Genomic DNA, 18,170 nt, shown 5'->3' with positions numbered 1-18,170 from the left:
ATTAGCCACTTTTATTTGAAACAAAACATTTGTTTTGAGAAAGGAAACATTTATACATGGCTAACAAACGAGAATTCGCGCTTGAAAAGACACGTAACATTGGTATTACTGCCCATATTGATGCTGGTAAGACTACTGCTACTGAACGTATCTTGTACTATACTGGTTTGATCCATAAGATTGGTGAAACTCATGATGGAGCTTCACAAATGGACTGGATGGAACAAGAACAAGAACGTGGTATTACTATTACTTCTGCTGCTACTACTGCACAATGGAAGGATTACCGTATCAATATTATCGATACCCCAGGACACGTGGACTTCACTGCCGAAGTTGAACGTTCATTACGTGTTCTTGATGGTTCGATTACTGTTCTTGATGCTGCTGCCGGTGTTGAACCTCAAACTGAAACTGTTTGGCGTCAAGCATCAGACTACAACGTTCCACGGATCGTTTTTGCTAACAAGATGGATAAATTAGGTGCTGACTTTGATGCATCTGTTCAATCATTACATGATCGTTTGGATGCAAATGCTCATGCTATCCAAATGCCAATTGGTGCTGAAGATAGTTTCATTGGTATCATTGATTTGATCGAAATGAAAGCTGATATCTATGACGAAGATAAACTTGGTTCAGAATGGGATACTGTTGATATTCCTGATGATTACAAGGAAGAAGCTCAAAAGCGTCATGATGCATTAATTGAATCTGTTGCTGATGTTGATGATGATATCATGAACAAGTACCTTGAAGGTGAAGAAATCACCAAGGATGAACTTAAGGCTGCTATTCGTAAGGCTACTTTAAATCTTGAATACTTCCCAGTTTTAGCTGGTTCAGCATTTAAGAATAAGGGTATCCAAATGATGTTAGATGCCGTTCTTGATTACTTACCATCACCATTAGATGTTCGTCCTTACCAAGCTACTGATCCTGACACTGGTGATACTGTTGAATTAAAGGCTAACGACGACAAGCCATTTGCTGCCTTAGCATTTAAGATTGCTACTGATCCATTCGTTGGTCGTTTAACTTACATTCGTGTATATCAAGGTACTTTACAATCCGGTTCTTACGTACTTAATGCTACTAAGGACAAACGTGAACGTGTTGGTCGTTTATTACAAATGCACTCTAACCACCGTAAAGAAATTCCTGAAGTATTCTCTGGTGATATCGCTGCTGCGATTGGTTTAAAGAATACCACTACTGGTGATTCCTTAACTGATCCTGATCATCCATTACATCTTGAATCCATGGTATTCCCTGATCCAGTTATTAGTGTTTCTGTTGAACCTAAGACTAAGGCTGACCAAGACAAGATGGATAACGCTTTACAAAAGCTTGCTGAAGAAGATCCTACTTTCAAGGCTGAAACTAACCCTGAAACTGGTGAAACTATTATCTCTGGTATGGGTGAACTTCACTTGAATATCATTGTTGATCGTATGAAACGTGAATTTAACGTTGAAGCTAACATTGGTGCTCCTCAAGTTGCTTACCGTGAAGCATTTACTAAAGCTACTAAGGCTCAAGGTAAATTCGTTCGTCAATCTGGTGGTAAAGGTCAATATGGTGATGTTTGGATTGAATTTACTCCAAATGAACCAGGTAAAGGTTTCGAATTCGAAGATGCCATTGTTGGTGGAGTTGTTCCTCGTGAATTTATTCCATCCGTTGAACAAGGTTTGAAAGAATCTATGGCTAATGGTGTTCTTGCTGGATACCCATTGATTGATGTTAAAGCTAAGTTATATGATGGTAGTTACCATGATGTCGATTCTAGTGAAGCTGCATTTAAGGTTGCTGCATCAATTGCTTTGAAGAATGCTGCTAAAACTGCTGGTCCAGTTATTCTTGAACCAATCATGAAGGTTGATATCGTTGTTCCTGAAGACAACATGGGTGATGTTATGGGTCAAGTTACTGCTCGTCGTGGTAACGTTGAAGGAATGGAATCCCGTTCTAAGGCTCAATTAATTCATGCCTTTGTTCCATTATCAGAAATGTTCGGTTACGCAACCACTTTACGTTCAGCTACTCAAGGTCGTGGTACATTCTCCATGACATTTGATCACTACTCAGCTGTTCCAAAAGCTATTCAAGAAGACATCATTAAGAAAAATGGTGGAAACGCTGAATAATTAAAAATATTTTTAAGCATTGAAGACTTTTTCTTCAATGCTTTTTTATTTCAAAAATTAAAATAACCCCTAGAAAAACTTGCATTGGTATGGCTTTTCTAGTAATATATAAGAGTACTTGTTTTTGAGGGGTTGCTATGCCCTAAACACAAGACTGAATATTAGCGATGATGTGAAAGGTTGCGACACACCCGGGAGCATTGCCATACGGGAATGTCGGTAATTTCCACGGAGTTAGTCTTATTTTGAAAATAGACGAAGGAGGGAATACAATGGCAAAACAAAAAATTCGGATTCGTTTAAAGTCATATGAACACCGTACTTTAGACCAATCAGCAGAAAAGATCGTTGCTACTGCTTTCAGAACTGGTGCAAAGGTTTCAGGTCCAGTTCCACTACCAACTGATCGTACAATCTATACTGTCTTAGCTTCACCACATAAGTTTAAGAAGTCTAGAGAACAATTCGAAATGTTAACACACAAGCGTTTAATCGACATCTTGAATCCTACACCAAAAACTGTAGATTCATTAATGAAACTTGATTTACCAAGTGGTGTTGATATTGAAATCAAATTATAATTTTTAAATAAAACAAATATATCGGAGGTGTACTCATGACCAAAAAAGGAATCTTAGGTAAAAAAATTGGAATGACTCAAGTTTTTGATGAAAACGGTGAGTTAGTTCCTGTAACAGTAGTTGATGTTACTCCTAACGTTGTTTTACAAAAGAAAACCATGGAAAATGATGGCTACGAAGCTATCCAACTTGGTTTTGATGACAAACGTGAAGTATTGAGTAACAAACCTGAACAAGGTCATGTAGCAAAAGCAAAAACTACTCCTAAGCGCTTCATTCACGAAATTCGCAATGTTGAGCTAGGAGATTATAATGTCGCAGATGAAATCAAGGCAGATATCTTCCAAGCTGGAGATGTTGTCGATGTAACTGGAACAACCAAAGGTCATGGATACCAAGGTAATGTCCACAAAGATGGTCAATCACGTGGACCAGAAACTCATGGTTCTAGATATCACCGTCGTCCAGGTTCTTTAGGCCCTATTATTAACCGTGTTGTTAAGGGTATGAAGTTACCAGGTCGTATGGGTAACAAACAAGTTACTATTCAAAACCTTGAAATTGTTAAAGCAGATACTGATAATAATGTATTATTGATCAAGGGTAATGTCCCTGGTGCTAATAAGTCATTCTTATTCGTACGTACTGCTGCTAAAACTACTAAATAAGAAAGGAGGAACCATAAATGACAAGCGTAGCATTATACAAACAAGATGGTAGTGAAAATGGTACTGTTGATTTAAACGATGCAATTTTCAACATCGAACCTAATGAAAATGTAGTATTTGATACTATCATGATGCAAAGAGCTTCCCAACGCCAAGGAACACATGCTGTAAAGAACAGAAGTGCTGTTCGTGGTGGTGGTAAGAAGCCATGGCGCCAAAAGGGTACTGGTCGTGCTCGTCAAGGCTCCATTCGTTCACCACAATGGCGTGGTGGTGGTGTCGTATTCGGCCCTACTCCTCGTTCATATGCTTATCACTTACCTAAGAAAGTTACTCGTTTAGCTGTTAAGTCAGCACTTTCCGATAAGGTTAAGAATGATAAGTTAGTCGTTGTTGATTCCTTAAGTTTTGACACTCCTAAGACAAAAGAATTTAAGCAAGTTTTAACTAACGTTAAAGCTGATGTTAAAGTTTTAGTTGTTTTAGAAGACAAACATGATAAAGTTGCTTTATCAGCTCGGAATCTTCCAAATGTTACTGTAATTGATGCTAAGAGTGTTAATACTTTAGATCTCGTTAATAGTGATAAAGTATTATTCACAAAAGCCGCTCTTTCTCAAGTAGAGGAGGTGCTTGCATAATGCAATCTCGTGATGTAATTTTACGTCCTGTTATTACTGAAGCTTCCACTGCTTTAATGGATAACAAGATTTATACTTTTGATGTTGATACACGAGCTACTAAAACGCAAGTTAAGAAGGCCGTTGAAGACATCTTTAACGTTAAAGTTGTAAAAGTTAATATTATGAACTTAAAGGGTAAAATGAAACGCCAAGGTGCATTCTCAGGTTATACTAAGAAGCGTCGTAAAGCGATTGTTACTTTATCCTCTGATTCTAAAGAAATCAAGCTTTTCAGCGAAGAATAATATAGGAGGGAAAAACAATGGCGATTAAAACATACAAACCAATCACCAATGGTACTCGTAATATGACTACCCTTGATTATGGCAACGTCATTACCACTGCTAAGCCAGAAAAAACGTTATTAGCTTCAAAGAAGCAACGTGCTGGTAGAAATAGCCATGGTAAAATGACTGTTCGTCACCGTGGTGGTGGTAACAAACGTCAATACCGTATCATTGATTTTAAACGTAACAAAGATGATATTCCTGCTACTGTTAAGTCAATTGAATATGATCCTAACCGTACTGCTAACATTGCATTGATTGTATATGTTGATGGTATTAAGTCATACATCCTTGCTCCTAAAGGATTAAAGGTTGGAGACAAAGTTGAATCAGGTTCAAATGCAGATATCAAGACTGGTAATACTTTACCATTGAAGAATATTCCAGTTGGTACTATCATTCATAACATTGAATTAAAGCCTGGAAAAGGTGGTCAATTAGTTCGTTCTGCTGGTAATTCAGCCCAATTACTTGGTAAGGAAGATAAATATGTATTAGTAAAATTACCTTCTGGTGAAGTAAGAATGATTTTATCTGTTAACCGTGCTACTATTGGTAGTCTTGGTAACGAAGAACATGAATTAATTAATGTTGGTAAAGCTGGTAAGACTAGATATAAAGGTCAACGTCCTCATGTTCGTGGTTCTGTAATGAACCCTAACGATCACCCTCATGGTGGTGGGGAAGGTAAAGCACCAGTTGGTTATCCATCTCCATTATCTCCATGGCACAAGAAGACTGTTGGTAAGAAGACTCGTTCTAAGAAGGCTCGTTCCAACAAGTTTATTGTACGTCGTCGCAAGGCTAGAAAATAGTCATTCAATAATAGCGTAGAAGGAGGTTAACTATGAGTCGTAGTTTAAAAAAGGGACCTTTTGCTGATCAATCATTATTAAAAAAGATTGATGCTCAAAAGGATTCAGATAAGAAAAGCGTAATCAAGACATGGTCACGTAGATCTACCATTTTCCCAAGCTTCATTGGGTATACTATTGCTGTTTACAACGGTCGTAAGAACGTTCCTGTATACATTCAAGAAGATATGGTTGGTCATAAATTAGGTGAATTCGTTCCTACCCGTACTTTCCATGGTCACGGTAGTAGCGATGATAAGAAAACCGTCTAAGACAAGGAGGATAACAAATGCCTGAACAAGTTACATCAGCTAAAGCAACTGCAAGAACTGTTCGCATTGCCGCTCGTAAGGTTCGCCTTGTTGTTGACCTTATCAGAGGTAAGAATGTAGCAGAAGCAACTGCCATTTTGAAGTTCACTCCAAGAGGAGCTTCCCCAGTTGTTGCTAAAGTTCTTAAATCAGCTGTAGCAAACGCAGAAAATAATTTTGACTTAGATCGTGAAGATTTGTTCGTAAGCAAAGCAATTGTTAACGAAGGACCAACATTAAAACGTTTCCGTCCTCGTGCAAAGGGTTCTGCTTCACCAATTAATAAGAGAACAAGTCACATCATAATCGAAGTATCAGAAAAATAGGAGGTATAACGCGTGGGTCAAAAAATTAATCCAAATGGATTACGTATTGGTATCGTCCGCGATTGGGAAGCAAAATGGTATGCTGATAAGGCAGATTTTGCTGGCAATTTAGCAGAAGATTTAAAGATTCGTAAATTCATCTCAAAAAGACTTGCCGATGCTTCTGTCTCAACCGTAGAAATTGAACGTGCTGCTAAGCGAGTTAACGTTTCAATTCATACTGGGAAGCCTGGTATGGTTATCGGTAAAGGCGGTTCTGAAGTAGAAAGTCTTAGAAAAGAATTAAATGCTTTAACTGGTAAGAGAGTACATGTAAACATCATTGAAATTAAGAAGCCTGATTTAGATGCTATCTTAGTTGGTGACAGCATTGCTCGTCAATTAGAAGGTCGTGTAGCTTTCCGTCGTGCTTTACGTCAAGCTATGCAAAGAAGTATGCGTTCTGGTGCTAAAGGTATCAAGGTACAAGCAACTGGACGTTTGAACGGAGCAGATATGGCTCGTTGTGAATCTTACTCTGATGGTAAAGTTCCATTGCATACTTTACGTGCCGACATCGATTATGCATGGGTTGAAGCTCATACTACTTACGGTGCTATCGGTGTTAAAGTTTGGATCTATCGTGGTGAAGTTTTACCAACAAAGCCATCTCTTGCTAACGATCCCGATCGTCGTTCAAAGAAGAACAGTAGCAAAGGAGGCAAATAAACATGTTAGTTCCTAAACGTGTTAAATTCCGTCGTCAACACCGTGGTAAGTTACGTGGCCATGCTAAGGGTGGTAAAGAAGTAGCTTTTGGTGATTACGGTTTGAAAGCATTAGAATCACATTGGATTACTAACCGCCAAATTGAAGCTTGTCGTGTTGCTATTACTCGTTATATGCAACGTGGTGGTAAAGTTTGGATCAAAATTTTCCCTCAAAAATCATACACTGAAAAAGGTGTTGGTGTTCGTATGGGTAATGGTAAAGGTACTCCAGCTGGTTGGGTTGCTCCTGTTAAACGTGATAAGATTTTATTCGAAGTTGGTGGAGCTTCCGACGAAGTTGCAAAACATGCGTTGAAATTAGCATCTGCTAAACTTCCAATTCGCACTAAGATTGTTAAAAAGGAAGTAGGTGGCGAATAAGATGAAGGCAAAAGAAATTAGTCAATTAACCACTCAACAAATGCACGAAAAAGAACAAAGTTATAAAGAAGAACTTTTTAACCTTCGTTTTCAATTAGCTACTGGTCAATTAGAAAACACTGCAAGATTAAAACAAGTTCGTAAGAACATTGCTCGAATTAAGACTGCATTGCGTCAAGAAGAGTTAAACAAATAAGAATACGATAAAAAGGAGGATTATTAATGAGCGTAGAACGTAATAATCGTAAAGTATTACGCGGACGTGTTGTTTCTGACAAGATGGATAAGACTATTTCCGTTGTTGTTGAAACTTATAAAAAACATCCCGCATATGGTAAACGAGTTAAATACTCTAAGAAGTACAAAGCTCATGATCAAAATAATGAAGCTAAAACTGGTGACGTTGTTGAAATCATGGAAACTCGTCCATTATCAGCTACTAAACGTTTCCGTTTAGTTAAAATCATTGAAAAAGCTGTTATTATTTAATTTAATACATTTTATCGTATTCTGATTAAACCATGAAGGGAGGATCCCAACTGTGATTCAACAAGAGAGTCGTTTAAAAGTTGCTGATAATTCTGGTGCTAGACAAATCCTTACTATTAAGGTTTTAGGTGGATCCACTAGAAGATATGCAGGAATTGGTGACGTTATTGTTGCTACTGTTAAAGAAGCAACACCAGGTAGCGTTGTTAAAAAAGGTGACGTTGTAAAAGCTGTTGTTGTTAGAACTAAGTCAGTTGCTCGTCGTAGTGATGGTTCATACATCCGTTTTGACGAAAATGCTGCTGTTATTATTAACGATGATAAAAGTCCTAAAGGTACTCGTATCTTTGGACCGGTTGCTCGTGAATTACGTGATAGTAATTTTATGAAGATTGTTTCATTAGCACCCGAAGTACTTTAATATCATCTTTATACGTCAAGGAGGTGCCATAGAATGTTCATTAAAACTGGCGACAAAGTTCGCGTAATCAGCGGTAAAGATAAGGGTAAAGAAGGAAATGTTACTAAAATCTTTTCTTCCAAAAACCGCGTTGTTGTTGAAGGTGTAAATATTGTTAAGAAGCATCAAAAAGCTTCACAAGGTAATGCAGGTGGAATCAACGATGTTGAAGCACCTATCGATGCATCAAATGTTATGATCATTGATCCTTCAAACAATGAACCTACTAAAATCAAGTTTGGTTTCAACGATGGAAAGAAAGTTCGTATTTCCAAGAAGACTAACCAACCAATCGACTAATTAAAGAAAGGGGGATAATATTTTTATGCCAAGTCGCTTACAAGACAAATATTCTAATGAAATTGTTAAATCATTAGTTGATAAATTTAACTATTCATCAGTAATGCAAGCTCCTAAGCTTGATAAGATCGTTTTAAACATGGGTGTTGGTGACGCTACATCAAATTCAAAGAATTTAGATGAAGCTGTTTCCGAATTAGCTTTAATTGCTGGACAAAAACCATTAATTACTAAAGCTAAGAAATCTATTGCCGGTTTCCGTTTACGTGAAGGTATGGCAATTGGTGCTAAGGTTACTTTACGTGGTCAAAGAATGTATGAATTCTTAGACAAGTTAATTTCCGTTTCTTTACCACGTGTTCGTGATTTCCATGGTGTAAACAACAGATCATTTGATGGTCGTGGTAATTACACTTTAGGTGTTCGTGAACAATTAATTTTCCCTGAAATTAATTACGATAACGTTAACCGTGTTAGAGGTTTAGATATCGTTATTGTTACTACTGCAAATACAGATGAAGAATCAAAAGAATTGTTAACTCAATTTGGTATGCCATTCGCTAAATAATTCATCTGTTACTGAATTTACTTATTAGGAGGCTTTATATTGGCTAGAAAAGCATTAGTTGTTAAGTCAAAGAGACCCGCTAAGTTCTCAACTCGTAACTATACTCGTTGTGAACGTTGTGGTCGTCCACATTCAGTTTATCAAAAATTTCATTTATGCCGCATTTGTCTTCGTCAATTAGCTCATGATGGCAAAATCCCTGGTATGAAGAAAGCTAGTTGGTAAAATATTTAACCAAAAGGAGGGTTTACTTTAATGGCTATGACAGATCCGATTGCAGATTTATTAACTCGAATTCGTAACGCGAACATGGTTCGTCACGAATCAGTTGAAGTACCTGCATCTAATATTAAACGTGCAATTGCTGAAATCTTAAAACGTGAAGGTTTTGTACGCGATGTAGAATATGTTGACGATGACAAACAAGGTGTTATCCGCGTATTCTTAAAATACGGTAAGAACAATGAACGTGTTATTACTGGGTTAAAACGTATTTCTAAACCTGGTTTACGTTCATATGTTGGTTCAAATGATGTTCCTAAGGTTTTAAACGGTTTAGGAATTGCTATTCTTTCTACTTCTGACGGTGTTATCACTGACAAAGAAGCTCGCGCAAAAGACGTGGGTGGAGAAGTATTAGCTTACATTTGGTAAAATTTTAATTCGTTAGGAGGTGTAACAATGAGTCGTATTGGTTATAAGAAAATTACTTTACCAGAAGGCGTTGAAGTAAGTGATAACAACAATGTTATTACTGTTAAGGGTCCTAAAGGATCATTATCAACTCATATTGCCGATTCAATCAAAATGAATTCTAATGACAATGTCTTAGATTTCGAACCTGTTGTTCGTTACAGCGATAAGGTTCGTGCAGCCCATGGTGCAGCACGTGCTAACGTGAACAACATGGTAACAGGTGTTACTAAGGGTTTTGCTAAAACTTTGAAGTTAGTCGGTGTTGGATATAGAGCACAAATGAAGGGTAAGACACTTGTTCTTAATGTTGGATACTCCAACCCTGTTGAAATGCCTATTCCAGAAGACTTAGAAGTTAAGGTTCCAGATAATACTACTATTGAAATTTCTGGAATTAACAATATCCATCTTGGTGATTTTGCTGCACGTGTTCGTGCTGTTCGTTCACCAGAACCTTACAAGGCTAAAGGTATTCGCTACGAAGGCGAACACATTCGTCGTAAGGAAGGTAAGACTGGTAAGTAATATTAAAATATTACTTGTATTAAAAAATTTAGAGGTGACTATAAATGATTTCAAAACCAGATAAAAACAAGACACGTCAACGTCGTCATTTTCGTGTCCGTGCCAAGATCTCTGGTACTGCTGAGTGCCCACGCTTGAATGTTTACCGTTCTAATAAAAACATCTACGCTCAAGTTATTGATGATGTAGAGGGTGTAACGCTTGCTAGTGCCTCTTCTCTTGATACTAGCGACGGTTCTAACAAAACTGAACAAGCTCAAGCTGTTGGTAAGTTAGTAGCTGAACGCGCAAACAAGAAAAATATTAAAAAGGTTGTATTTGATCGTGGAGGATATTTATACCATGGTCGTGTTCAAGCCTTAGCTGATGCAGCCCGTGAAAACGGACTCGAATTCTAATAAAAAAGGAGGAATAATCTACACATGACTAAAAAAATTAGACCTAATCAAATTAACCCTGATAAGTTAGATTTAGACGATACTGTTGTTGCAATTCGTCGTATTACCAAGGTTGTTAAAGGTGGTCGTCGTTTACGTTTTGCTGCTTTAGTTGTTGTTGGAGATCACAAGGGTCACGTTGGTTTCGGTACTGGTAAAGCCCAAGAAGTTCCAGATGCTATTCGTAAAGCTGTAGAAGATGGTCATCGTCATTTGATTAAAGTTCCTATTGTTGGTACCACGATTCCTCATGAAGTTACTGGTATTTTTGATGGTGGTAAGATTATGCTTAAGCCAGCTGTTGAAGGTTCCGGAGTTACTGCTGGTGGAGCTGTTCGTGCCGTTATGGAATTGGCAGGTATTTCTGATGTTACAAGTAAGCGTTTAGGATCAGATAACCCAATTAATTCTGTTCGTGCTACTTTTGCTGGCTTAACTTCATTAAAGAGTGCTGAAGAAGTTTCTTCTTTACGTGGTGTTTCTGCTCAACATTTAGCAGAGTAAGGAGGGGTTAGAAGATGGCTCAATTAAAAGTTACTTTAACACATAGTGTTACGCATCGTCACCCTAAGCAACGTCAAATCGTTCAAGCATTAGGTTTACATCGCGTAAATAGTACTGTTGTTAGAGATGATACTGAAGCTGTTCGTGGTGCATTATTTAAAATTGCACATCTAATTAAAGTAGAACAAGTTAAATAATTAAATAAGGAGGTGCGATTTTAATGAATTTAAATGAATTAAAATTTGCTGAAGGATCACGTTCTTCTCGTACTCGTATTGGTCGTGGACGTGGAAGTAAAGGTAAAACTTCTGGCCGTGGACAAAAAGGTCAAAAAGCACGTGGCAAGACTCGTTTAGGTTTTGAAGGGGGTCAAATGCCTCTTTATCGTAGAATGCCAAAACGTGGTTTTGTTAACATCAATCGTAAAGAATTTGCTGTTGTTAATTTAGATGCACTTAATCAATTTGATGATGGTGCAGAAGTTACTCCAGTTGCTTTACGTGATGCAGGAATCGTAAAGAGCTTCAAGAGTGGAGTTAAGATTCTTGGTAATGGTAAGGTTTCAAAGAAACTTACTGTTAAAGCTAATAAATTTTCAAAGGCAGCTAAAGATGCTATTGAAAATGCTGGCGGTAAAACTGAGGTGATTTAATGCTAACAACCTTGATAAACGCTTTTAAAGTAAAAGATATTCGTAAGAAAATTTTATTTACTTTAGGAGTTTTGATCGTATTTAGATTAGGTTCATTTATTACTGTTCCTGGTATCAATGCAAAGGCTCTAGAAAGCGTTTCCTCTTCTGGCTTAGTTAGTATTTTAAACACCTTTAGTGGTGGTGGATTAACTAATTATTCCATCTTTGCTATGGGTGTTTCTCCATATATTACTGCACAAATTGTTGTTCAATTGCTTCAAATGGATATTGTTCCAAAGTTTGTGGAATGGAGTAAGCAAGGGGAAGTTGGACGACGCAAGTTAAATCAAGTAACACGATTTTTAACAGTTTTCTTAGCATTTATCCAATCCGTTGGGATTACTGCTGGTTTTAATAGTTTAAGTAGTTTGCATTTAGTTAAAAATCCTAGTATTGGAACTTATGTTACTTTAGGACTTATTTTAACCGGTGGTTCTATGCTGACAACATGGATGGGTGACATGATCACTGATCGTGGAATTGGCCAAGGTGTATCAATGATTATCTTTGCCGGTATAATTGCTAGAATTCCTACTGGAATTAGACAATTGTATACTGATTATATTGTCGGTGAAAGTGGTTCAGCTCTATGGAGTGGGGTTGCTTTTATTGCTGCAATTTTTGTAATTGTGTTGGTGATTGTAACTTTTGTTACCTGGGTTCAACAGGCCGAAAGAAGAATTCCAATTCAATATACAAAGCGTGTTACTGGAGCTTCCAATAACAGTTATTTACCACTTAAAGTTAATGTGGCTGGTGTTATTCCAGTTATTTTTGCGAGTTCTTTCGTTTCAACTCCGCAAACTATATTAATTTACTTTGCTAATAACCATGCTAATGATGGTTGGTACAAGATCATGTCTAATATTTTTAATATGCAGACATTGAGTGGAGCAATTTTATACACATTATTGATTGTTGTGTTCACATTCTTCTATGCATTTGTTCAGGTTAATCCTGAAAAATTAGCCGAGAATTTGACTAAGCAAGGTAGTTACATTCCTGGTGTTTGGCCAGGTCGTGCTACACAAGATTATGTATCCAGACTATTGATGCGATTAAGTACTGTTGGTTCACTTTTCCTTGGAATTGTAGCTATCATTCCTTTGATTGCACAAGATGTATGGAATCTTGATGAATCAATTGGTTTAGGTGGTACTAGTTTGCTTATCGTTGTTGGAGTTGCAATTGAAACCATTCGTCAAATTAAGGGATTAATGATGAAGCGTGAATATGTTGGATTCATTAAAACCCCTAGACCAAGTAATTTATAATTTTTTGTTTTTTACGGAGGTCTTTTAAATGTCAATGAATTTAATTTTAATGGGCTTGCCTGGTGCAGGTAAGGGAACGCAGTGTGAACTTCTTATAAAGGAATATGATATTCCTCATATTTCAACTGGTGACATTTTTAGAGAAGCTATGAAAAATGAAACCCAAATGGGTTTAGAGGCTAAAAAGTTTATTGATAAAGGTGAACTTGTTCCTGATGATGTTACATCCGGAATCGTTAAAGATCGTTTAGCTGAGGATGATACGAAAAAAGGATTCATTTTAGATGGTTTTCCTAGAACTCTAAGTCAGGCCGAACAATTAGAAAAAATTGCTGATGAATTGAACCGCAAAATTGATGCTGTCATTTATATTGATGCTGATCCGAATGCATTAGTTAAAAGACTATCTGGTCGATTCATTTGTAAAAATTGTGGAGCTAGTTACCATAAGGAGTTCCATCTTCCTAAAGTAAAAAATACTTGTGATATATGTGGCGGTCATGAATTTTTTCAACGAAATGATGATAAACCTGAAACAGTTAAGAACCGCTTATCAGTTAACGGAAAGATGAATGCTCCATTACTTGATTTTTATGGAAAGCGTAACTTGCTTTATAAAATTAATGATAGACAGAGTAATGACTTTGAAACAAATGTCAAAGATGTTAATCAAGATATTTGTAAGGTAATTGATAGTTTACAATAATTTGTTTATTTAGTGTGAACTATGATATTATTATAGTTATTATGATTTGTTCTAAATGTAGATGGAGGTACTTCTTTGTCAAAAGATAATGTAATTGAAGTTGAAGGCAAAATTAAAGAAACAATGCCAAATGCAATGTTTCGTGTTGAATTAGAAAATGGTCATGAAATTTTGGCTCATATTTCGGGTAAAATTAGAATGCATTACATTAGAATTTTACCTGGTGATAAAGTCACTGTTGAAATGTCACCATACGATTTAAGCAAGGGTCGTATTACTTATCGTTTTAAATAATGATTAGTATTTGATCGACATTTGCTTGGGAGGTAAAAAAATGAAGGTACGCGCATCTGTTAAGAAAATGTGTGAAAACTGTAAAATTATCAGACGTAAGGGTCGTGTAATGGTTATTTGTTCTAACCCTAAGCACAAACAACGTCAAGGTTAAAAATAAATTATTTAAATGGAGGTGGAATAAATGGCTCGTATAGCTGGAATTGATTTACCACGTGATAAGCGTATTGTTATTGGTTTAACTTATATTTTTGGTATTGGTAGTTCTCGTGCACAAGAAATTCTTTCTAAAGCAAAGGTTTCTGAAGATGTTCGTGTTCGTGATTTAACACCTGATCAAGAAGATAAGATTCGTGAAGTTGTTGATAACTATGAAATCGAAGGTGACTTACGTCGTAAGGTTCGTATGAACATTAAGCTTCTTCAAGAAATTGGTTCATATCGTGGAATGCGTCATCGTCGTGGATTACCTGTTCGTGGACAACGTACTAAGAACAATGCTCGTACTCGTAAGGGTAAGAAGAACGCAAAAAAATAATTAAATAAAGGAGGTTATTATTTACCATGGCAAAAAAGCAAAATAGTCGCAAGCGTCGAGTAAAAAAGAATGTTGAAAATGGTGTAGCACATATTCATTCAACATTTAATAATACTTTAGTTATGATTACTGACAAACAAGGTAACGCAATCTCATGGTCATCTGCTGGATCATTAGGTTTCAAGGGTAGTCGTAAATCAACACCATTCGCTGCTCAAATGGCTGCAGAAGCAGCTGCTAAAGTTTCAATGGAACACGGTATGAAGACTGTTGAAGTTGCAGTTAAGGGTCCAGGTTCTGGTCGTGAATCTGCAATTCGTGCATTACAATCAACTGGTCTTGAAGTATCTGCAATTCGTGATGTTACTCCAGTTCCTCATAATGGTTCTCGTCCTCCAAAACGTCGTCGTGTATAGTTTTTTAAAGGATGAAAATTATTATAAATAGTTTTCAATCTTTATTTTACTATGGTATTTTCTTACGTTTTGAAAGGGGTAGAAATTAAACATGATTGAATTTGAAAAACCAGATATTCATAAAATTGATGAAACTGATAACTATGGTGAAGTCATTGTTGAACCATTAGAACGTGGTTATGGAACAACAATTGGTAATTCTTTACGTAGAATTTTACTTTCATCTCTACCAGGTGCTGCTATTACCAGCGTCCAAATTGATAATGTTTTGCATGAATTTTCTACTATCAAAGGGGTAGTAGAAGATGTAACGCAAATCATTTTAAATGTTAAAAAGATCAACTTAAAAATTGATGGTCCTGAAGATGTAGAAAAAGCTTATGAAATCAATGTTACAGGTCCTGCTAATGTTACTGCTGGTGACATACAAGTTGATGGTGATAGTAAGATTCTCAATAAAGATCTTCACATCGCTACTGTTTCCGAAGGAACTACTTTCCATATGCGTCTTACTGCAAATCGTGGTCGTGGATATGTTTCTGCTGATGAAAATAAGCAACGTAAAGAGGGAATGCCAATTGGTGTTTTACCAATTGATTCCATTTATACCCCAATTGAACGTGTAAACTATCAAGTAGAAAATGCACGTGTTGGTCATCGAGCTGATTATGACAAACTTACTTTAGATGTTTGGACTAACGGTTCAATTACACCTAGTGAAGCAGTTAGTCTTTCAGCTAAGATTTTAACTGATCATCTTAAAATGTTTGTTGATCTTACTGATGAAGCCAAGAATACGAAAGTAATGGTTGAAAAGGAAGAAACACACAAAGAAAAGATGCTAGAAATGAGCATTGAGGAGCTTGATTTATCTGTTCGTTCATACAATTGTTTGAAACGTGCTGGAATCAATACTGTTCAAGAGTTAACTAGTAAGTCTGAACCAGACATGATGAAAGTTCGTAATTTAGGACGTAAATCATTAGATGAAGTTAAACTTAAACTAGAAAACCTAGGCTTATCTCTTAGAAAAGAAGATTAAAAGGAGGATATCAAAATGGGTTACCGTAAATTACAAAGAACTAGCGCTCATCGTCGTTCATTGTTAAGAAATTTAACCACTGACTTAATTGTTAATGGTAAGATTGAAACAACTGAAGCACGTGCTAAAGAAGTTCGTTCTACCACTGATAAAATGATTTCATTAGCTAAACGTGGCGATTTAAGTGCACGTCGTAAAGCTGCTGCATTTTTACAAAATGTTGTTGCTGACGTTAAAGAAAATGATGACAGCGTTGAAATTCAAACTGCTTTACAAAAGCTTTTTGCTGACGTTGCACCTAAGTACAAAGATCGTAATGGTGGTTACACTCGTATGTACAAGTTAATGCCACGTCGTGGTGACGGTGCTGCTATGGTTATTTTACAATTGGTTGACTAATTATAGTTTGTCATTTTAATATTTTACGGAATCACTAGAATTAACAATATAAAGCGTTATGATGATGGATTTTCCGAGTCTAGCTTGAATGTAGGTATTATATATCTATGCATTGTTAATTTATTAGTGATTTTTTAATACATAAATTTATTAAAGTAGAGGTTTCCATGAGAAAATTGATAGAAGTGCAGAATTTAAATTATAAGTATGATAATCAAGAAAATTATGCTTTGAAAAATGTTTCTTTTTCTATAAATCAAGGTGAATGGGTTTCAATTATAGGGAGAAATGGAAGCGGAAAATCTACTTTGATAAAATTAATTGATGGATTAATTGATTCTACAGAAGGATCAATTTTTATAGATCAATTAAAATTAAATAACGAAAATTTATTTTTAATTAGGAAAATGATTGGAATCGTTTTTCAAAACCCTGATAATCAATTTGTTGGAAGTACAGTTGAAGATGATATTGCCTTTGGAATGGAAAATCGTCAGTATTCCCCTCTTAAAATGAAAGAAATTATCAATAATGTTTTGCCAATGGTTGGTATGGAAAATAACAATAAACGATCACCATATGAATTGTCTGGGGGCCAAAAACAAAGAGTTGCATTGGCTGGAATTATAGCTTTAAAGCCTAAAATATTAATTTTAGATGAAGCTACTAGTATGTTGGATCCATTAAGTCGTCAAAAAATAATGAATCTTGTTAAAAAATTAAAGCAAAAATATCATATGACAATTATTTCTGTTACTCATGATTCTAAAGAACTTAGTTATGCAGATAGAATTTTGATAATGAATAATGGTAAAATTATTAAAGAAAAACCTGTTTCAGAAATTTTAAGTAATATTGACGAAATTAGGAGGCTAGGGCTTTCGATTCCGTTTAGTGAACGACTTCGTCAAGATTTAATCACTTCAGGTATTAATAATGTACCAGATCAATATCTAAAAAATGAGGAGTTTATCAATTGGATTATGAAGTTAGTTTCCAAAAAGTAAATCATTTATATAAAGATGGCATTGATAATGAGTTTTACGGTTTAAAAAATATTAATTTAAATATCAAATCTGGATCTTTTAATGCTATTATTGGAAAAACCGGAAGTGGGAAAACTACTTTGATCAAACATATTAATGGTTTGTTAAAGCCATCTAGTGGATATGTTAATATTAATGGTTGTCATATAACTTCCAACACAAAAGAAAAAGAATTATATCCAATTCGAAAACAAATTGGAATTGTATTTCAATTTCCAGAAAAACAGCTATTTGGTGAAACAGTTTTAAAAGATATTGAATTTGGTCCCAGTAATTATTTTGATGATAAAGAAAAAATAAAGTCTTTATCCTTAGATGCCGTTAAAAGTGTTGGATTACCAATTGATATTTTAAATAAATCGCCGTTCGATTTATCAGGTGGACAACAAAGAAAGGTTGCAATAGCAGGAGTTTTGGCTTGTAAACCAAGGATTTTAATATTAGATGAACCTACTGTTGGACTTGACGATCAATCCAAAAAGAAATTTTTAGATTTAATTCAAAAACTTCATCAAGTTAAAAGATTGACAATTATTCTCATTACCCATCAAATGGATATTGTTTCTGAGTATGCTGATAATGTCATTGTAATGAAGAATGGAGAGATTAATTCTCTTTGTACACCGAGAGAATTTTTTTTAAATTCGAATCTTGTTGAATCATCCGGAGTCGACTTACCAGAAGTTGTTAAATTTGCTAAAGAGTTAGAATCTCATGGATTTGAATTTGAAAAAATACCGATAAAAAAAAGTGAACTGATTAAAATTTTAAAGCAGAGAATGGAAGATTAAA

The 18,170-nt window shown here is 35.7% G+C and carries 32 protein-coding genes; all 32 read left to right on the top strand.

All coding sequences use genetic code 11. From position 1 onward, the window contains the following. Positions 1 to 56: 56 nt before the first annotated feature. The 32 genes from fusA to AC3B6G_RS01875 all read left to right on the top strand — a co-directional run bounded on the left by fusA (position 57) and on the right by AC3B6G_RS01875 (position 18,169). Positions 57 to 2,150, top strand: coding sequence for an elongation factor G (gene fusA / locus AC3B6G_RS02030; protein ID WP_489848775.1), 2,094 nt, complete (start codon positions 57 to 59; stop codon positions 2,148 to 2,150). Positions 2,151 to 2,422: 272 nt separating this feature from the next. Beyond that, the gene (rpsJ, locus tag AC3B6G_RS02025) at positions 2,423 to 2,731 is read left to right on the top strand and encodes a 30S ribosomal protein S10 (protein WP_489848774.1); all 309 of its coding nucleotides are present in this window, start codon (positions 2,423 to 2,425) and stop codon (positions 2,729 to 2,731) included. Positions 2,732 to 2,766: 35 nt separating this feature from the next. Then, positions 2,767 to 3,399 (top strand): 50S ribosomal protein L3, encoded by a 633-nt coding sequence (gene rplC / locus AC3B6G_RS02020; RefSeq protein ID WP_489848773.1) that lies wholly within the window; start codon positions 2,767 to 2,769, stop codon positions 3,397 to 3,399. Between the two features lie 17 nt (positions 3,400 to 3,416). Then, positions 3,417 to 4,040 (top strand): 50S ribosomal protein L4, encoded by a 624-nt coding sequence (gene rplD, locus AC3B6G_RS02015; RefSeq protein ID WP_489848772.1) that lies wholly within the window; start codon positions 3,417 to 3,419, stop codon positions 4,038 to 4,040. Continuing rightward, positions 4,040 to 4,327, top strand: coding sequence for a 50S ribosomal protein L23 (gene rplW, locus AC3B6G_RS02010; protein WP_489848771.1), 288 nt, complete (start codon positions 4,040 to 4,042; stop codon positions 4,325 to 4,327). The genes rplD and rplW overlap by 1 nt, the downstream gene beginning before the upstream one ends. A gap of 17 nt (positions 4,328 to 4,344) precedes the next feature. Then, a complete protein-coding gene (rplB, locus tag AC3B6G_RS02005) occupies positions 4,345 to 5,184 on the top strand; it encodes a 50S ribosomal protein L2 (RefSeq protein WP_489848770.1) in 840 nt (279 codons plus the stop codon). A gap of 32 nt (positions 5,185 to 5,216) precedes the next feature. Beyond that, positions 5,217 to 5,495 (top strand): 30S ribosomal protein S19, encoded by a 279-nt coding sequence (rpsS, locus tag AC3B6G_RS02000; RefSeq protein ID WP_489848769.1) that lies wholly within the window; start codon positions 5,217 to 5,219, stop codon positions 5,493 to 5,495. 17 nt (positions 5,496 to 5,512) lie between these two features. Continuing rightward, the gene (gene rplV, locus AC3B6G_RS01995; RefSeq protein WP_489848768.1) at positions 5,513 to 5,860 is read left to right on the top strand and encodes a 50S ribosomal protein L22; all 348 of its coding nucleotides are present in this window, start codon (positions 5,513 to 5,515) and stop codon (positions 5,858 to 5,860) included. Positions 5,861 to 5,872: 12 nt separating this feature from the next. Further along, a complete protein-coding gene (gene rpsC, locus AC3B6G_RS01990) occupies positions 5,873 to 6,568 on the top strand; it encodes a 30S ribosomal protein S3 (RefSeq protein ID WP_489848767.1) in 696 nt (231 codons plus the stop codon). Positions 6,569 to 6,570: 2 nt separating this feature from the next. After that, positions 6,571 to 6,990: a 50S ribosomal protein L16 gene (gene rplP, locus AC3B6G_RS01985; protein ID WP_489848766.1), complete on the top strand. Its 420-nt coding sequence runs from the start codon at positions 6,571 to 6,573 to the stop codon at positions 6,988 to 6,990. Between the two features lies 1 nt (position 6,991). Continuing rightward, the gene (rpmC, locus tag AC3B6G_RS01980) at positions 6,992 to 7,186 is read left to right on the top strand and encodes a 50S ribosomal protein L29 (protein WP_489848765.1); all 195 of its coding nucleotides are present in this window, start codon (positions 6,992 to 6,994) and stop codon (positions 7,184 to 7,186) included. 26 nt (positions 7,187 to 7,212) lie between these two features. Next, the gene (gene rpsQ, locus AC3B6G_RS01975) at positions 7,213 to 7,479 is read left to right on the top strand and encodes a 30S ribosomal protein S17 (RefSeq protein WP_489848764.1); all 267 of its coding nucleotides are present in this window, start codon (positions 7,213 to 7,215) and stop codon (positions 7,477 to 7,479) included. A gap of 52 nt (positions 7,480 to 7,531) precedes the next feature. Beyond that, on the top strand, positions 7,532 to 7,900 hold the full coding sequence (rplN, locus tag AC3B6G_RS01970) for a 50S ribosomal protein L14 (RefSeq protein WP_489848763.1): 369 nt from the start codon (positions 7,532 to 7,534) through the stop codon (positions 7,898 to 7,900). A gap of 33 nt (positions 7,901 to 7,933) precedes the next feature. Beyond that, a complete protein-coding gene (rplX, locus tag AC3B6G_RS01965) occupies positions 7,934 to 8,239 on the top strand; it encodes a 50S ribosomal protein L24 (protein WP_489848762.1) in 306 nt (101 codons plus the stop codon). A 25-nt stretch (positions 8,240 to 8,264) separates the two neighbouring features. Next, positions 8,265 to 8,807 carry a 50S ribosomal protein L5 gene (gene rplE, locus AC3B6G_RS01960; RefSeq protein ID WP_489848761.1) on the top strand — a complete coding sequence of 181 codons (543 nt, stop codon included), beginning with the start codon at positions 8,265 to 8,267 and terminating at the stop codon, positions 8,805 to 8,807. A 39-nt stretch (positions 8,808 to 8,846) separates the two neighbouring features. Further along, positions 8,847 to 9,032, top strand: coding sequence for a type Z 30S ribosomal protein S14 (locus tag AC3B6G_RS01955; RefSeq protein ID WP_489848760.1), 186 nt, complete (start codon positions 8,847 to 8,849; stop codon positions 9,030 to 9,032). Between the two features lie 30 nt (positions 9,033 to 9,062). Beyond that, positions 9,063 to 9,461: a 30S ribosomal protein S8 gene (gene rpsH / locus AC3B6G_RS01950; protein WP_489848759.1), complete on the top strand. Its 399-nt coding sequence runs from the start codon at positions 9,063 to 9,065 to the stop codon at positions 9,459 to 9,461. A gap of 27 nt (positions 9,462 to 9,488) precedes the next feature. After that, complete coding sequence (gene rplF / locus AC3B6G_RS01945; protein ID WP_489848758.1) at positions 9,489 to 10,028, top strand: 50S ribosomal protein L6; 540 nt, start codon at positions 9,489 to 9,491, stop codon at positions 10,026 to 10,028. A gap of 44 nt (positions 10,029 to 10,072) precedes the next feature. Next, positions 10,073 to 10,426 (top strand): 50S ribosomal protein L18, encoded by a 354-nt coding sequence (gene rplR, locus AC3B6G_RS01940; protein ID WP_489848757.1) that lies wholly within the window; start codon positions 10,073 to 10,075, stop codon positions 10,424 to 10,426. 24 nt (positions 10,427 to 10,450) lie between these two features. After that, the gene (gene rpsE / locus AC3B6G_RS01935) at positions 10,451 to 10,969 is read left to right on the top strand and encodes a 30S ribosomal protein S5 (RefSeq protein WP_489848756.1); all 519 of its coding nucleotides are present in this window, start codon (positions 10,451 to 10,453) and stop codon (positions 10,967 to 10,969) included. Positions 10,970 to 10,983: 14 nt separating this feature from the next. Then, a complete protein-coding gene (gene rpmD, locus AC3B6G_RS01930) occupies positions 10,984 to 11,166 on the top strand; it encodes a 50S ribosomal protein L30 (protein ID WP_489848755.1) in 183 nt (60 codons plus the stop codon). Between the two features lie 23 nt (positions 11,167 to 11,189). Beyond that, positions 11,190 to 11,621 (top strand): 50S ribosomal protein L15, encoded by a 432-nt coding sequence (gene rplO / locus AC3B6G_RS01925; protein ID WP_489848754.1) that lies wholly within the window; start codon positions 11,190 to 11,192, stop codon positions 11,619 to 11,621. After that, positions 11,621 to 12,937, top strand: coding sequence for a preprotein translocase subunit SecY (gene secY / locus AC3B6G_RS01920; protein WP_489848753.1), 1,317 nt, complete (start codon positions 11,621 to 11,623; stop codon positions 12,935 to 12,937). Before rplO ends, secY begins: the two co-directional genes overlap by 1 nt. 28 nt (positions 12,938 to 12,965) lie before the next feature. Next, positions 12,966 to 13,643, top strand: a complete 678-nt coding sequence (locus AC3B6G_RS01915) for an adenylate kinase (protein ID WP_489848752.1) — start codon at positions 12,966 to 12,968, stop codon at positions 13,641 to 13,643. 75 nt (positions 13,644 to 13,718) lie between these two features. Next, positions 13,719 to 13,937, top strand: coding sequence for a translation initiation factor IF-1 (gene infA / locus AC3B6G_RS01910; RefSeq protein WP_489848751.1), 219 nt, complete (start codon positions 13,719 to 13,721; stop codon positions 13,935 to 13,937). A 40-nt stretch (positions 13,938 to 13,977) separates the two neighbouring features. Further along, positions 13,978 to 14,091 carry a 50S ribosomal protein L36 gene (gene rpmJ, locus AC3B6G_RS01905; protein WP_489848750.1) on the top strand — a complete coding sequence of 38 codons (114 nt, stop codon included), beginning with the start codon at positions 13,978 to 13,980 and terminating at the stop codon, positions 14,089 to 14,091. A gap of 30 nt (positions 14,092 to 14,121) precedes the next feature. Then, positions 14,122 to 14,475 carry a 30S ribosomal protein S13 gene (gene rpsM / locus AC3B6G_RS01900; protein WP_489848749.1) on the top strand — a complete coding sequence of 118 codons (354 nt, stop codon included), beginning with the start codon at positions 14,122 to 14,124 and terminating at the stop codon, positions 14,473 to 14,475. A gap of 26 nt (positions 14,476 to 14,501) precedes the next feature. Continuing rightward, a complete protein-coding gene (gene rpsK, locus AC3B6G_RS01895; protein WP_489848748.1) occupies positions 14,502 to 14,891 on the top strand; it encodes a 30S ribosomal protein S11 in 390 nt (129 codons plus the stop codon). Between the two features lie 91 nt (positions 14,892 to 14,982). Then, on the top strand, positions 14,983 to 15,933 hold the full coding sequence (locus AC3B6G_RS01890; RefSeq protein WP_489848747.1) for a DNA-directed RNA polymerase subunit alpha: 951 nt from the start codon (positions 14,983 to 14,985) through the stop codon (positions 15,931 to 15,933). 15 nt (positions 15,934 to 15,948) lie between these two features. Then, entirely contained in the window at positions 15,949 to 16,332 is a 384-nt protein-coding gene (gene rplQ, locus AC3B6G_RS01885) for a 50S ribosomal protein L17 (protein ID WP_489848746.1), read from the top strand. A 167-nt stretch (positions 16,333 to 16,499) separates the two neighbouring features. Next, positions 16,500 to 17,339, top strand: a complete 840-nt coding sequence (locus AC3B6G_RS01880) for an energy-coupling factor transporter ATPase (protein WP_489848745.1) — start codon at positions 16,500 to 16,502, stop codon at positions 17,337 to 17,339. Beyond that, a complete protein-coding gene (locus tag AC3B6G_RS01875; RefSeq protein WP_489848744.1) occupies positions 17,309 to 18,169 on the top strand; it encodes an energy-coupling factor transporter ATPase in 861 nt (286 codons plus the stop codon). The genes AC3B6G_RS01880 and AC3B6G_RS01875 overlap by 31 nt, the downstream gene beginning before the upstream one ends. Position 18,170: the final 1 nt, after the last annotated feature.

This window comes from Nicoliella sp. ESL1149 (assembly GCF_058107265.1).
The sequence above is the reverse complement of the archived record's forward strand: the minus strand, read 5'-3'. Positions and strand labels throughout refer to the sequence as shown.

Coding starts and splice junctions, on each gene's coding strand:
- secY (WP_489848753.1), top strand. CDS start 11,621: ATGCTAACAACCTTGATAAACGCTTTTAAAGTAAAAGATATTCGTAAG.
- rpsK (WP_489848748.1), top strand. CDS start 14,502: ATGGCAAAAAAGCAAAATAGTCGCAAGCGTCGAGTAAAAAAGAATGTT.
- rpsS (WP_489848769.1), top strand. CDS start 5,217: ATGAGTCGTAGTTTAAAAAAGGGACCTTTTGCTGATCAATCATTATTA.
- rplV (WP_489848768.1), top strand. CDS start 5,513: ATGCCTGAACAAGTTACATCAGCTAAAGCAACTGCAAGAACTGTTCGC.
- rpsM (WP_489848749.1), top strand. CDS start 14,122: ATGGCTCGTATAGCTGGAATTGATTTACCACGTGATAAGCGTATTGTT.
- rplO (WP_489848754.1), top strand. CDS start 11,190: ATGAATTTAAATGAATTAAAATTTGCTGAAGGATCACGTTCTTCTCGT.
- rpmJ (WP_489848750.1), top strand. CDS start 13,978: ATGAAGGTACGCGCATCTGTTAAGAAAATGTGTGAAAACTGTAAAATT.
- rpmD (WP_489848755.1), top strand. CDS start 10,984: ATGGCTCAATTAAAAGTTACTTTAACACATAGTGTTACGCATCGTCAC.
- rplP (WP_489848766.1), top strand. CDS start 6,571: ATGTTAGTTCCTAAACGTGTTAAATTCCGTCGTCAACACCGTGGTAAG.
- rplC (WP_489848773.1), top strand. CDS start 2,767: ATGACCAAAAAAGGAATCTTAGGTAAAAAAATTGGAATGACTCAAGTT.
- rplF (WP_489848758.1), top strand. CDS start 9,489: ATGAGTCGTATTGGTTATAAGAAAATTACTTTACCAGAAGGCGTTGAA.
- rplB (WP_489848770.1), top strand. CDS start 4,345: ATGGCGATTAAAACATACAAACCAATCACCAATGGTACTCGTAATATG.
- AC3B6G_RS01890 (WP_489848747.1), top strand. CDS start 14,983: ATGATTGAATTTGAAAAACCAGATATTCATAAAATTGATGAAACTGAT.
- rpsJ (WP_489848774.1), top strand. CDS start 2,423: ATGGCAAAACAAAAAATTCGGATTCGTTTAAAGTCATATGAACACCGT.
- rpsE (WP_489848756.1), top strand. CDS start 10,451: ATGACTAAAAAAATTAGACCTAATCAAATTAACCCTGATAAGTTAGAT.
- rplE (WP_489848761.1), top strand. CDS start 8,265: ATGCCAAGTCGCTTACAAGACAAATATTCTAATGAAATTGTTAAATCA.
- rplR (WP_489848757.1), top strand. CDS start 10,073: ATGATTTCAAAACCAGATAAAAACAAGACACGTCAACGTCGTCATTTT.
- rplD (WP_489848772.1), top strand. CDS start 3,417: ATGACAAGCGTAGCATTATACAAACAAGATGGTAGTGAAAATGGTACT.
- AC3B6G_RS01915 (WP_489848752.1), top strand. CDS start 12,966: ATGTCAATGAATTTAATTTTAATGGGCTTGCCTGGTGCAGGTAAGGGA.
- rplW (WP_489848771.1), top strand. CDS start 4,040: ATGCAATCTCGTGATGTAATTTTACGTCCTGTTATTACTGAAGCTTCC.
- rpsQ (WP_489848764.1), top strand. CDS start 7,213: ATGAGCGTAGAACGTAATAATCGTAAAGTATTACGCGGACGTGTTGTT.
- rpmC (WP_489848765.1), top strand. CDS start 6,992: ATGAAGGCAAAAGAAATTAGTCAATTAACCACTCAACAAATGCACGAA.
- rpsH (WP_489848759.1), top strand. CDS start 9,063: ATGGCTATGACAGATCCGATTGCAGATTTATTAACTCGAATTCGTAAC.
- AC3B6G_RS01880 (WP_489848745.1), top strand. CDS start 16,500: ATGAGAAAATTGATAGAAGTGCAGAATTTAAATTATAAGTATGATAAT.
- rplX (WP_489848762.1), top strand. CDS start 7,934: ATGTTCATTAAAACTGGCGACAAAGTTCGCGTAATCAGCGGTAAAGAT.
- rplQ (WP_489848746.1), top strand. CDS start 15,949: ATGGGTTACCGTAAATTACAAAGAACTAGCGCTCATCGTCGTTCATTG.
- fusA (WP_489848775.1), top strand. CDS start 57: ATGGCTAACAAACGAGAATTCGCGCTTGAAAAGACACGTAACATTGGT.